Annotated in this window: 12 protein-coding genes; 2 read left to right on the top strand and 10 right to left on the bottom strand. The window is 52.0% G+C overall.

Going from position 1 to position 12,747, the window contains the following annotated elements:
- Positions 1 to 318: cupin domain-containing protein (locus tag ABYP33_RS14565; protein WP_373091872.1), on the top strand; the 318-nt coding region annotated here is incomplete at its 5' end.
- Between the two features lie 231 nt (positions 319 to 549).
- Here the strand turns inward: ABYP33_RS14565 and ABYP33_RS14570 are convergent.
- From ABYP33_RS14570 to ABYP33_RS14615, 10 genes are all read right to left on the bottom strand, one after another.
- Entirely contained in the window at positions 550 to 1,275 is a 726-nt protein-coding gene (locus ABYP33_RS14570) for a copper resistance protein B (RefSeq protein ID WP_373091874.1), read from the bottom strand.
- Positions 1,272 to 3,185 carry a copper resistance system multicopper oxidase gene (locus ABYP33_RS14575; protein WP_373091875.1) on the bottom strand — a complete coding sequence of 638 codons (1,914 nt, stop codon included), beginning with the start codon at positions 3,183 to 3,185 and terminating at the stop codon, positions 1,272 to 1,274. Before ABYP33_RS14575 ends, ABYP33_RS14570 begins: the two co-directional genes overlap by 4 nt.
- A 150-nt stretch (positions 3,186 to 3,335) precedes the next feature.
- Entirely contained in the window at positions 3,336 to 3,746 is a 411-nt protein-coding gene (locus tag ABYP33_RS14580) for a hypothetical protein (RefSeq protein WP_373091876.1), read from the bottom strand.
- 80 nt (positions 3,747 to 3,826) lie between these two features.
- Complete coding sequence (cueR, locus tag ABYP33_RS14585; RefSeq protein ID WP_373091877.1) at positions 3,827 to 4,243, bottom strand: Cu(I)-responsive transcriptional regulator; 417 nt, start codon at positions 4,241 to 4,243, stop codon at positions 3,827 to 3,829.
- Position 4,244: 1 nt separating this feature from the next.
- Complete coding sequence (locus ABYP33_RS14590; RefSeq protein WP_373091878.1) at positions 4,245 to 6,716, bottom strand: heavy metal translocating P-type ATPase; 2,472 nt, start codon at positions 6,714 to 6,716, stop codon at positions 4,245 to 4,247.
- Positions 6,717 to 6,727: 11 nt separating this feature from the next.
- On the bottom strand, positions 6,728 to 7,120 hold the full coding sequence (locus ABYP33_RS14595) for a heavy-metal-associated domain-containing protein (protein WP_373091880.1): 393 nt from the start codon (positions 7,118 to 7,120) through the stop codon (positions 6,728 to 6,730).
- Positions 7,074 to 8,228: a sulfate/molybdate ABC transporter ATP-binding protein gene (locus ABYP33_RS14600; RefSeq protein ID WP_373091882.1), complete on the bottom strand. Its 1,155-nt coding sequence runs from the start codon at positions 8,226 to 8,228 to the stop codon at positions 7,074 to 7,076. Before ABYP33_RS14600 ends, ABYP33_RS14595 begins: the two co-directional genes overlap by 47 nt.
- A gap of 26 nt (positions 8,229 to 8,254) precedes the next feature.
- Entirely contained in the window at positions 8,255 to 9,115 is an 861-nt protein-coding gene (cysW, locus tag ABYP33_RS14605; RefSeq protein ID WP_373091884.1) for a sulfate ABC transporter permease subunit CysW, read from the bottom strand.
- Positions 9,112 to 9,981 carry a sulfate ABC transporter permease subunit CysT gene (cysT, locus tag ABYP33_RS14610; RefSeq protein ID WP_373091885.1) on the bottom strand — a complete coding sequence of 290 codons (870 nt, stop codon included), beginning with the start codon at positions 9,979 to 9,981 and terminating at the stop codon, positions 9,112 to 9,114. The genes cysW and cysT overlap by 4 nt, the downstream gene beginning before the upstream one ends.
- A gap of 41 nt (positions 9,982 to 10,022) precedes the next feature.
- Positions 10,023 to 11,054 carry a sulfate ABC transporter substrate-binding protein gene (locus ABYP33_RS14615; RefSeq protein WP_373091886.1) on the bottom strand — a complete coding sequence of 344 codons (1,032 nt, stop codon included), beginning with the start codon at positions 11,052 to 11,054 and terminating at the stop codon, positions 10,023 to 10,025.
- Between the two features lie 193 nt (positions 11,055 to 11,247).
- On the opposite strand from ABYP33_RS14615, the gene ABYP33_RS14620 reads away from it, so the two are divergent.
- On the top strand, positions 11,248 to 12,747 hold a 1,500-nt coding region (locus tag ABYP33_RS14620; protein ID WP_373091887.1), incomplete at its 3' end, for a sigma-54 interaction domain-containing protein.

The following is a 12,747-nucleotide window of genomic DNA, read 5'->3' on the forward strand; positions in this document are numbered from 1 at the left end:
CAAAAGGTGATTAATACGCACACAGCATCGTGGCGGCAGGGCCTTGTTGACGGACTAACAGTCATGTCATTGCATGAATTTGAAGGCGAACACGTAGCCTTAGTAAAGTGGGCGCCCAATACACAATTTAGCACTCATCAACATTGGGGGGGCGAAGAAATATTTGTTATAGAGGGCACTTTTCACGACGAGCACGGCGCTTATCCAAAAGGTTCTTGGTTACGCAGCCCGCACCTGAGTCGGCATACTCCGTTTACAAAGGAAGACGGTGCGCTTATTTATGTAAAGGCTGGGCACTTGTTGGTTCCGTGGCAATAATACTAACGCTCAACCCCAAAACACTTTGAATGCGTAGCCGTACATTGCACTTGGCCGCCCCCTTATTAGCCATTAGCACTCTGTCGTATTACAACGTATGAGTGGCGCATCAACTTAAAATGACTTTTCCGCGTCAAGAAAATATTAAGTTACGGGTGATTTTTTAAAGCCCTAGCAAATTTGTTAGGGCTTGTTTTATTGCACGTTAATCCCGGTGACTAAACTGACTATTCAAAACCAAATTTTAACACCAGCCAGCCATTGTAGGGTTTCGATATCGCCGCCGTTACGTCTGCTTATGTCAGCGGTATTACCGTATTTCTTTTCCCAATTAATCCCAATATAAGGTGCAAATTCGCGGCGAATTTCGTAGCGCAGGCGCAGGCCAGCATTAATTTTTGCCAGGCCGTTGCCTTGCTCATGCCTTGGCGCATTGCGGCTATAAAGGGTGGTTTCTAGCTCGGGACTAAGGATCAGTTTCTGGGTAAACATGAGTTCGTACTCGGCTTCGATGCGCAATGCAGTTTGGCCGCCTTCGCCAAAAAATAGCGCGCTGTCTATTTCAAAGAAATAGGGTGCTAAGCCTTTTAAGCCAACGGCAAACCAGTGCTGGTTTTGCTCTGGGTTAAAGTCGCCGCGCCACCCGGTTTGAAGATCCCAGTAGGGGGCTATCGCGCGACTGTAAAGCACTTGCAGTTCAGATTCTTCACGCTGGCTGTCGACCAATTCGCCTTCGGTTTTTAGCCATAATTTGCCGAGGTTTTTACCGAGCCATACTTCGGCATTCCAGTGGCTAATATCGCGATCGCTGGTTTGGGTGTCGTGGTTAAGGCGCTGTTCCAGTTGGTTTATCGACACCATGCTGATAAGCGGGTCGGCTGCCTCGTGGGCAAAACTGATATTGTTTGACGCCACGCACAGTGCGCTCGCGGCGAATCCGCGCTTAGTCATTTTCATGCTGCACCTCCGTTATGGCTGATGCGCACTTCGCGCATCATACCGGGCATGTGGTAGAGCAGGTGGCAGTGGTAGGCCCAACGGCCCATTGCATCTGCCGTCACGAGATAACTGATTTTTGAACCGGGTTGAACCATAATTGTGTGCTTCCGGGGAATGTATTCAGGGTCGCCGGTTTCCAGTTCGCTCCACACACCGTGTAAATGGATTGGGTGGGTCATCATCGAGTCGTTGACTAGGGTGATGCGCACGCGCTCGCCAAAGCTCAGCGCAAGCGGCTCGGCATCCGCAAAGGGGATCCCATTTACCGACCACATATAGCGGTGCATATTGCCGGTAAGGTGTAGCTGAATTTCACGACTGGGTTCGCGGCGGTCTTTCGTTGGATGCAAGTTGCGGAGTTGGCTATAGCGCAACACTTTACGACCATATAGCTGCTGGTGGTTGCGCAAACCAATGCCGGGGTCATCGAGTCCGCTTTGCGGGGTCTCGGCGCGGGCGTCTACCTGCGGGCCGAATTCGGTTTTTACATGGGTGATTTCATTGTTGCTGCCAAAGCCCGCTTTGCCCAAAGGCACTGCCATCGCCATACTCATGGCGGCCATATCGTGTTGACTATGATCCATGCCCCTCATATTGCTCATGTCATGGCCGCTGTGACCCATGGCTTTCATCGAGCCCATATTGTGCTGGCTGTGATCCATTCCCCCCATGTTTTGGTCGCCATGGCCCATACCTGTCATCGCCATGCCCATATCGCGGTGGGTTAAGACGGGGGCGGGATCCATCGTTGGAATGACTGCACTTAAGGCGGGGTTGGCGCTGAGGGTGCCACGCGTAAAGCCGCTGCGGTCTATGCTTTGCGCAAATACGCAATATGCACTGTCGTCACTGGGCTCAACAATAACGTCGTAGGTCTCTGCCACACCGATCCGAAATTCATCAATGGTAAAGGGCTCGACGTTTTGGCCGTCGGCGGCGACCACGGTCATTTTAAGGCCGGGAATACGCACATCGAATATCGTCATGGCGGCGCTGTTGATGAATCGCAGACGAATTTTTTCGCCGCGCTTAAAGAGTCCCGTCCAACCTTGTTCTGGCGTTGCGCCGTTCATTAGGTAGGTGTAGGTGTATGCAGTTACGTCGGCGATATCTCGCTCGCTCATGCGCATTTGATTCCACATACGGCGATCAGACCAGGTTTGGCTTAGACCTTTTTCTTTAATATCTCGCCATAAATCACCGGCGGTACGTTCGTTAAAATTATAGTAATCACCGCGCTTTTTTAGCTTGGCGTAAATGGCTTCTGGCGCCTCATCTGACCAGTCAGAGAGCTGCACTACGTAGTCTCGGTCGTAAGCGACTGGATCGGGTTCTTTCGGTTCGATCACAATGGCGCCATAGACGCCGGTCTGCTCCTGAAACCCTGAATGGCTGTGATACCAATACGTGCCGCTTTGCTGAACTTTAAAGGCATAGTCAAAATACTCACCGGGCTTAATACCAGCAAAGCTCATACCGGGTACGCCGTCCATTTCAGCGGGCAGTATCATGCCGTGCCAGTGAATGGAACTGTCGTGGGCAAGGTGGTTGCGCACCCGCAGAGTGATATTGTCGCCTTCCCGCCAACGTAAGATAGGGCCGGGCACACTGCCATTAACAGTTGTAGCTATTCTCGATCTACCTGTAAAGTTGACTGGCTGATAGCCAATATCTAAATCAAAATGTTTGCCGCGTAGGCTCGGTATTTCCGTTGGTTTTTCTGAATTTGACAAGCCCCAACTCAGAGGACTGCCACCCAAGCCAATTAGCGCGCTAGCGCCAGCTGCACCGGTCACAAATTGGCGTCGGGATAGGCGAGCGGCAGCGAATGCACTCGGCCCTGTTGATGAAAAATTTTTATGCTTCATGGTTAATTTCCATAAAAGTTAACATAGACCTTGACCATGTAAGCGTCATAGCGTGAATAAACATGGTCAGTAATGAATTGCTCTGGGGAGCGGCTTGTTCGATGCGAGTGAATATGCGGCACTTGCATTACCGACATAACTTGCCTGTGATTAGCCAATAATTGGGGGTTTAAAGCGCGATGAGGCGCGCCGGGGAAGCAGCTGCAGATCGAAGTCGGTTTTTAGCTTAGGTGATTTAATGGCGTGATTCGTATGATCCGTATTGAGTAGGCCAAGCGTACTGCAACTGCCGACGCAGCACTGGCATGTAGCATCGCAGTGGCTGTCGCCTACATCGTGAGATGCGGTGTGTTGACTCATTTTGCTATGCATTGCTGAGTCGGGGGGAGAGCTATGATGTGCGCTCTGACTGAGGCAATGGCTGTCTGACGACGCAATTGCCTGGTGTTGAGTGTTGGCCGAATGGTTCATCGTTAACATCGGCACGCCAGCCAGTGCTGACTTACTGAAGTAAATCAGTATTAAGAAGCTAAGCGCGTGGATGTTAAAAATCTTCTTCATAATTTGTCAGCAATTTACGCGTAGTAATAAGCCCCATTTTCTAAAGATAAGTTCGATACGTTTGCGATCTAACACTAATACTAGGTCTTTTTTGTGCTAGCGCCAACACATGGTTGCTCTAAACCTTGAAGTATAGGGCACTCGGCACGGTCATCACCATGGCACTGAGTGGTTAAACTCTGCAATAGATTGCGCATGGCGCTGAGCTCGGCAATTTTGTCGTCTAGTTCTTTTATATGAAGTTCGGCTAGGGCCTTTACGTCGCTGCTGGCCCGTTCGCGGTCTTGCCACAGCGACAATAACTGCTTTATTTGATCCAAGGAAAAACCCAATGAGCGCGCGCTTTTTACAAAACTCAGCGTATGTAGGTCATTTTTTGAGTAGATACGGTAGCCCGCAGGGCTGCGGTGAGATTGCTCAATAAGACCAATCCCCTCGTAGTGGCGGATCATTTTTGCCGATATGCCACTGGCTTTGGCGGCTTCACCAATATTCATCTCAGGCTCCTTCCTTCTCGCTGTTTGAGCTAACGCTGTCTGGTCTCCAGCGTTTTAGCAGCAGGGCGTTACTCACTACGCTCACGCTGCTAAAGGCCATGGCCGCACCGGCTATAACGGGACTTAATAAGCCAAGCGCGGCCAGCGGGATGCCTATAGCATTATAGATAAAGGCCCAAAAGAGGTTTTGTTTAATCTTACGGTAACTGCGCTGGGAAATCGCAATAGCATCGGCAACAAGCGCGGGGTCGCCACGCATTAAGGTAATACCCGCGGTGTGCATGGCCACATCCGTACCGGTGGCCATGGCAATGCCAATATCGGCTGCGGCGAGGGCAGGGGCATCGTTTATGCCGTCGCCGACCATGGCGACAATGCGGCCTTCCTTGCGCAGCTCGCTGACTTTTTTGGCCTTGTCGTCGGGTAAGACATTGGCAATAAAATCGCTCAGGCCTAATTTTTTGGCAACAGCACTGGCGCTGCCTTGATTGTCGCCGGTGAGCATAATCGTTTCTATTCCCTTCTCGCGCAGTTGCGCGATGGCCTGGGCCGCGGAGGCTTTGATCTCGTCGCCAAAGGCCAGTAAACCAAGCAGTTTTGAACTATCACCTTCAACCGCCAACCATGACAGGGTGTTGCCTTGAGCTTCTAAGTCTTCGGCGGCTTGCGCTAAATCGCCACGCTCAATATTCAGCTCTTTCATTAAGCGGGTATTGCCTAGATTTAGTTGCTGTCCATCAACATGGGCGCTCACCCCGCGACCGGCCAAGGCTTTGGCATTACTGGCGTGGCCAACGCTGATGCTGTGTTCCTCGGCTCTCGCCATAATCGCTTTTGCCAGCGGGTGGTCGCTGCCGGATTGCACGGCGGCGGCTAGGCGAATTAATTCGCGCTCATCGCCATTTACAGCCTTGGTGGCGGTTAGGCTTGGTTTGCCCACGGTCAAGGTGCCGGTTTTATCGAATATCACCGTGGTGGTTTTGTGGGCGATTTCCAGCGCTTCAGCGTCTTTGATTAATATGCCGTATTTTGCCGCCAACCCAGTACCCGCCATAATCGCCGTGGGCGTGGCCAAACCAAGTGCACAGGGGCAGGCGATAACCAATACCGCGACGGCATTGATGATCGCGCCTTGAATATCGCCGTTATAAAGCCACCAGGCGATTAAGGTGGCGAGGGCAATCACCAACACCACCGGTACAAACACGGCGCTGACTTGATCTACCAAGCGCTGGATTGGCGCTTTGGCGGCTTGGGCATTTTCAACCATGCGAATAATGCGCGACAGGGTGGATTCGCTGCCGATTGCGGTGGTTTCAATCGCTAAGACGCCGTCGGCATTGATCGCGCCGCCGGTGACCTTATCGCCCACGTCTTTACTAACGGGCAGGTTTTCGCCGGTGAGCATAGACTCGTCGATGTGGCTGGCACCTTCTTTAATCACGCCGTCTACGGGGATTTGCTCGCCGGGTTTTACGATGATCAAATCGCCGCTGCGGATATCGTCAACGGCCACTTCTTTGTCACCGTTCTCGCCACGAACTCGCGCAGTAGCCGGGCGTAGGGATTGCAGGGCCTGAATGGCCGCTGTAGTTTGGCGTTTGGCGCGGCCTTCTAACCATTTACCCAGTAGCACCAAGGTAATAACAACGGCGGAGGCTTCAAAGTAATAGTGGCCACTAGCATGGCCGCCGCTGTGCGCTTGCTCCACAAAATACGGACGCATTAATTCAAACACGCTTAGGCCGTAAGCGGCGCTAGTGCCGAGTGCGACCAGTAAATCCATATTGCCGGTTTTGGCCTTAATTGCGGCCCAGCCAGCGCGGTAAAAGCGCGCGCCCAGCCAAAACTGTACCGGCGTTGCGAGTAAAAATTGCAGCCAGCCCGGCGCCATCCACTGGCTACCAAACACACTAAAAACCATCGGCAAAAATAAGGGCGCCGATAAAATGGCGCCAATAACGACAGCGCGGGCTTCTTTGCTAGAGGTGCTGCTTGTCGCATCTGATTTTACTTTGGCGTGGTTATTGTCTTGCGTGGCCTGGTAACCCGCATTGCTGACGGCGGCGATTAATTCGGCGTTGCTAATGGCATCTTTAGCAACTTCTATATTGGCGATTTCTGTTGCTAAATTTACGCTCACGGCAAGCACACCGGGTGTTGCTTGCAAGGCCTTTTCGATTCGGCCAACGCAGGAGGCGCAGCTCATGCCGCCAATCTTTAGGCGAACCGTGCTGGTACTTACATGGTAGCCCGCATTTTCAATTGCCGCGCTCAGCTGTTCGCTGGCTACCGCTTTGGCTAGGGTAATTTGCGCCGTTTCGGTCGCCAAATTAACGCTAACCTTGCTAACGCCTTCGACGGCGTTGAGTGCTTTTTCAATATGACTAACACAGGAGGCACAGCTCATGCCCTCTATACCAAAGCGAAGTTCCTGCTGAGTCGAGTGCGTGCTTGTTGCGGATGCAGTCATGGTTAGCTCCTTTACCCATTGTTGGCGAGTGCTATCGGTGAAGCCTGATAGCCCGCCTCGGCAATGGCGGCAATGATGGTGCCGGAATTCATGTCGGCGTCGTTAACGATGATATTTGCTGATTTCGCAGCCAAATTAATCTCGACCGCTTGAATACCGTCAAGTTCATTGAGCGCTCGAGTGATCCTGCCTACGCAAGCGCCGCAGTTCATACCAAGAATAGTCAGTTGCAACGTCGCTTTATTGTGAACCCTGCTAGGGGTATTGCGTGTAGATGCACCCATGATTAAGCCCTCCGTTGAGCGAGGCTTGATCATTGACCTTACCACAATGGTAAGGTCAATGGCTTTATTTACATCATCCAGCGAGACGTTCCCGTTTTTGACCAATAAGGATTGGCGCACTAAGTTGCTCCCGTACTGGTGTGATTGTTTGTGGGGCAAACACGCTGAACTGCATTAAGCGTAGCCGCAAGGTGGCGTCGATCTGAAAGCGGGGTACGTCGTGATGTAAATGGGGCAGCTCAACGCGAAGTGTTGAATGACTTTGGCCAAAAGTGCAAGCTGAAAAACTGACCTCGGCGCGCACAATCGGACCGGTGCGTTGAATGCTTTTTACCACCACCTTGATGCCTACTTGCTCGGCGTCGGCAATGCGCAAATCGCTGGGGCGAACATAAACATCGACCGCGCCCTCATCCAGCGCGGCGGTATTTGCCGTGCTTGGATAGGGACCGATTGCTGCGTCGCCGACATGCACTGCATCGCCCCGCAATTGCGCGGCGATAATATTACTGTCACCTAAAAAGTCGAACACCAGTGGCGAGGCGGGTTGTTTATAGACTTGATCGACGCTGCCGAGCTGGGCGATTTCGCCTTTTTGCATAATTACCACCCGGTCAGCCAATTCCAGCGCTTCCTCTTGGTCGTGGGTAACGAACACCGTAGTGACGCCGGTTTGCTGGTGCAAATCGCGCAGCCACTGGCGCAGTTCTTTGCGGACTTTGGCGTCTAGGGCGCCAAAGGGCTCGTCGAGGAGAAGTACTTTGGGGTCTATAGCCAAGGCGCGGGCAAGGGCCACCCGCTGACGTTGGCCGCCAGACAATTGGTGGGGGTAGCGATCTTCTAAACCGCCCAATTGCACCAGTTTTAATAGTTCATCGGCGCGAGCTCGAATCGCTGCGCTCGAACGGCGAAAGGCGCGGGTTTTAACCCTCAGGCCAAAGCTCACGTTCTCGCACAGGGTCATGTGTTTGAACAAAGCGTAATGCTGAAACACAAAGCCAATTTGTCGCTCACGTAATAGGGTGTTGGCCATGTCGACCCCATCAAAGTAAACGCTGCCAATGTCGGCAATTTCTAGGCCGGCAATAATGCGCAGCAAGGTGGTTTTGCCGGAGCCAGACGGTCCAAGCAAGGCTAAAAGCTCCCCGGACTGAATGGTAAGATCGACGTTATTCAAGGCTTTAAATTGGCCAAACTGTTTGCTTATGCCGCTTAATTGAATTTCCATTGTTTGTGTTTCCAATAAGATCGAGATTAATGTTTTAAGCCGTGGCCTTTTTCCAGTACGGCTTTTATGGCCAGTGTCACGAGTGCCAAGCAGGCTAAAATTGAGGCCATGGCAAAAGCGGCGGCAAAATTGTATTCGTTGTAAAGAATTTCCACGTGCAAGGGCAGGGTATTGGTTTCGCCGCGAATATGCCCAGACACTACTGACACCGCGCCGAACTCACCCATGGCACGGGCATTACAGAGCAGCACGCCATAGAGCAGGCCCCAGCGAATATTGGGCAGGGTGACATGCCAAAACGTTTGCCAGCCATTGGCGCCAAGACTTAAAGCCGCTTGTTCCTCGTCGCTGCCTTGTTCCTGCATTAATGGGATCAATTCCCGCGCAATGAACGGAAAGGTGACAAAGATACTCACTAAAACAATGCCGGGCAGCGCGAATAAAATTTGAATATTGGTGTTATCTAGTAAGGGCGCCGCCCAACCGCTGGCGCCAAACATCAGCACAAAGATCAAGCCGGTCACCACGGGCGATACCGAAAATGGCAAATCAATCAGGGTGGTCAATAAGACCTTGCCGCGAAACTCAAACTTGGCAATTGACCAGGCTGCTGCGACCCCAAAAATAAGATTTAAGGGTACCGCAATCGCCGAGGCGATGACCGTCAGCTTAATTGCCGCTAAGCCGTCGGCATCGCTCAAGGCTTTGCCGTAGGTTTGCCAGCCATTGCGTAATGCTTCGGCAAACACGGTAAATAAGGGCAGCAGCAAAAACAGTACTAGAAAACTCAGCGCAATAGTCGTTAATGCCCAGCGCGTGAGCTTGCCTTCGCTAATGGCCGAATGGCCTGTCACCTTTATAATTGTTGTCTGCGTAGACGGCCTCATGCGACAAACTCCTTATCTGGAGCAGCATTTACATTGCCCGAGGTAGATTTGTAACGCTGACTCCAGGCTTGTAGGGCGTTGATAAGAATCAGTAGCACAAAGGAAATGAGCAACATGGCGGCGGCCACCGCGGTGGCGCCAGCGTAATCGTATTCCTCTAATTTAATTACGATCAGTAGAGGCGCAACTTCAGACACGTAGGGCACGTTGCCAGCAATAAAAATCACCGAGCCGTATTCGCCAACGCCACGCGCAAAGGCCAGCGCAAAGCCGCTTAATAAAGCCGGTAACAACGTGGGAAACACCACGTGATACAGGGTTTGCCAGCGGTTGGCGCCAAGCGAGGCGGCGGCTTCTTCAAGTTCTTTTTCCAGTTCCCGCAACACCGGCCCTACACTGCGCACCACAAAGGGTAAGCCGATAAAGGTTAATGCGATCACAATACCAATGGGGGTAAACGCAATTTCAATACCGACCTTGTTAAACAAGTTACCGAGCCAGCCGCTACCCGTGTAAAGGGTGCTTAGCGCAATACCGGCAACCGCCGTTGGCAGTGCGAAGGGCAGGTCGATAATGGCATCGAATAGACCCTTGCCAGTAAACTCGTAACGCACAAACACCCACGCGATGATTAAACCAAACACTGCATTGATAATGGCCGCCGCTAAGGCGGTAGTGAAGGAGATCGTCAACGCGTGAGTTACCCGTTCACCCGAGATAAAATCCCAAAATTGCGCCAGACCTAATTCAGCAGTTTTAAAGAATAGACCCGACAGCGGAATAACGACGATCAGGGCGAGATACAGCACGGTGTAAAATAGCGCTGGCGCAAAGCCCGGTAGCGGCGACTTAGTTTTGAATTTCATACTGATTTCAGCCTTAGCCTTTTTTGTTGAGGTCACCGTAATTAACGACGTGGCCGATAGAGTTGGTCAAACACGCCGCCATCTTTAAAGTGCTTGGCTTGCACCTGCTCCCAGCCGCCAAATTCTTGGTTGATATTGACTAACTTGAGTTCGGGTAAATGAGGGATCTCCGCGCTGCTTATCAGCTCAGGTTTGGCTGGGCGGAAGTAATGTTTGGCGATAATGGTTTGCCCTTGGGGGCTGTATAGATATTCAAGATAGCCTTGCGCAATATTGGCCACACCGTGCTTTTGGGCATTAGCAGCAACCACGGCAACCGGAGGCTCTGCCTTAATTGACAGCGACGGCAATACTATTTCGAATTTGTCCGCGCCAAATTCATTGAGGGCTAAATACGCTTCGTTTTCCCAGGTAATGAGCACATCACCTATGCCACGTTGAGCGAAAGTTGTGGTTGCTGCTCGCGCTCCGGTGTCTAATACGCTGACCCGTTTGAACAAGGTGCTGATAAATTCTTCCGCAGCGGCATCACTGCCGTAGGCGTGTTTAGCAAACGCGTAGGCGGCCAAGTAATTCCAGCGCGCACCGCCGGATGTCTTAGGGTTTGGTGTTACCACGCTAACGCCAGGTTTGATCAGGTCCGCCCAATCGTGGATTTTCTTCGGGTTGTTTTTCCGCACCAGCAGTACAATGGTTGAGGTGTAGGGGGCACTATTACTGGCAAGTTGCGACTGCCAGTTTTTCGGTAATTTGCCAGTTTGCTTGCTGATGACGTCGATGTCGTAGGCCAGCGCCAAAGTGACCATATCGGCAGACAGGCCATCAATAACCGAGCGGGCTTGCTTGCCGGATCCACCGTGCGACTGCTTGATGGCAATTTGGTCGCCGGTTTTTTCCTTCCAGTAGCGACTGAACTCAGCGTTAAACTCTTGATACAGTTCCCGGGTTGGATCGTAGGAAACATTTAGCAAGCTGTAATCTTTGGCATCAACTGTTGTGCTGGATAGCAAGCTGGCGAGTACGAATGACCCCGCAAAGGGCGCAAAAAAGCGAGTTCGGCGTGAGATTTTCATTTAGAGTCCTATAAGGCAGAAAGTGGCGTTTGTCATCTTGTTGTCAAACTTTATGCCAGATTCAGTGGTGAAATTAAGCTATTGTTTTATAAGGATATTTTTATGTCGCTTTATTAGCCTTGAAATAATTAGTCATATATGAAGTATTTGTGCGCTATATTTAGCGGAATTTACGCTAAATAAGACGTAAAAAATGACCGTTAAAGCTGACAAGCACCTTCTTGCCCTGTGGACTGAAGCCGGAAAGCATGCCGTGCTTAGCGACTTAATGCCGTCGCTTATTGAGGTGTTACGGGAAATAGCGAGCATCGACGAACTGTACTTATTTGCGTTTAATGGCGCCGATGAGTGGCGCTTAAGCGGTGGCTGGCGCAATGAGCATGTGCCCGAGATATTCAATCAGCGGCCGATTACTGAGGCCTCTGCATTAGAGACAATTCAGCGCTGGGCGCGCGCTACTGCACAGTTAAGTGAGCAAAGCGATGCCACGCATCGGACTGCGCTCAAGGTTCTGCTGGGCTCAGATTCCGACGATGGAATATCCCTGTTAATACCGCTGCGGCGTGACGCAGACATGCTGGGTGTTGCGGTCTTGATTTGCGAATCGGCATGCACGAGTAGTCAATGCGAGCAGCTCATCGCCCTTGCCGAACCACTGCTGGCCTGCATCGAAAATGACCAACAACTTACTCATATTCAGCGCTTGCGGGCCAAGGCTGAGGCGGATCGTCAAAACCTTTTGAGCCGTTTGGGGCTGCGTTCTATTTCAGAGAATATTGTCGGCGCCGATGGCGGGTTAAAACAGGTGATGCGCCGTGTTAATCAAGTTGCGCCAAGCCCTGCTGGGGTCCTTATTCTAGGCGAAACCGGCGCGGGCAAAGAGGTCATCGCCCGCGCGATTCACGAGCGCTCAGCGCGCCACAACGGGCCGTTTCTGCGCGTTAACTGCGGCGCGCTGCCCCCAGAACTGATTGACTCCGAATTATTCGGTCACGAAAAAGGCAGCTTCACCGGCGCGCTAGCCAGCCGACGTGGTTGGTTTGAGCGGGCAGGGGGCGGCACTTTGTTCCTTGACGAGGTCGGTGAGCTCCCCCCCGCCGCGCAGGTGCGATTACTGCGGGTGTTACAAGACGGGATTATTCAAAAAGTTGGCAGTGAGCATGACGTGCTAGTCGATGTTAGGGTGATTGCAGCCACTCATCGCGACCTTCCTAAGATGGTACAAGAGGGCAGTTTTCGCGAAGATTTGTGGTATCGCCTCGCCGTGTTTCCGATATTCTTACCAACCCTGAATGAACGACTTGACGATATTGAAGACCTCGCCAAGCATTTTATTCAGCGCGCCGCGATGCGCATGGGAGTGCCTGTACCACCGCTGTCGGCCGCAGATGTGCGCAATTTAAAGCGCTATCGCTGGCCCGGTAATATCAGGGAGTTAGGCTCGGTACTTGAGCGCGCAGTAATACTGGGCCACGGAGAATACCTTGATTTAGAGATGGCGCTGGGCGCGCCATCGCCTAAACCACGTGCTGCTCTTCACCAAGCTAGCCCCGTCGCCAAGATTAATGCCCCGGAAAATGAGTCTTTAGAGGCGGTCATCGCCGCGCATATCAAGCATATTCTCACCGAGACCAAGGGCCGAGTAGACGGCCCTTATGGCGCGGCTAAACGTTTAGACATCAATGTCAGTACC

This window comes from Zhongshania sp., from assembly GCF_041584495.1.
GTDB lineage: Bacteria > Pseudomonadota > Gammaproteobacteria > Pseudomonadales > Spongiibacteraceae > Spongiibacter.

What these genes read in the sequence shown, in the direction of transcription:
- ABYP33_RS14600 (WP_373091882.1), bottom strand. Translation starts at nt 8,228, where the DNA reads ATGGAAATTCAATTAAGCGGCATAAGCAAACAGTTTGGCCAATTTAAA.
- ABYP33_RS14570 (WP_373091874.1), bottom strand. Translation starts at nt 1,275, where the DNA reads ATGAAAATGACTAAGCGCGGATTCGCCGCGAGCGCACTGTGCGTGGCG.
- ABYP33_RS14590 (WP_373091878.1), bottom strand. Translation starts at nt 6,716, where the DNA reads ATGACTGCATCCGCAACAAGCACGCACTCGACTCAGCAGGAACTTCGC.
- cysW (WP_373091884.1), bottom strand. Translation starts at nt 9,115, where the DNA reads ATGAGGCCGTCTACGCAGACAACAATTATAAAGGTGACAGGCCATTCG.
- ABYP33_RS14615 (WP_373091886.1), bottom strand. Translation starts at nt 11,054, where the DNA reads ATGAAAATCTCACGCCGAACTCGCTTTTTTGCGCCCTTTGCGGGGTCA.
- ABYP33_RS14580 (WP_373091876.1), bottom strand. Translation starts at nt 3,746, where the DNA reads ATGAAGAAGATTTTTAACATCCACGCGCTTAGCTTCTTAATACTGATT.
- cysT (WP_373091885.1), bottom strand. Translation starts at nt 9,981, where the DNA reads ATGAAATTCAAAACTAAGTCGCCGCTACCGGGCTTTGCGCCAGCGCTA.
- cueR (WP_373091877.1), bottom strand. Translation starts at nt 4,243, where the DNA reads ATGAATATTGGTGAAGCCGCCAAAGCCAGTGGCATATCGGCAAAAATG.
- ABYP33_RS14575 (WP_373091875.1), bottom strand. Translation starts at nt 3,185, where the DNA reads ATGAAGCATAAAAATTTTTCATCAACAGGGCCGAGTGCATTCGCTGCC.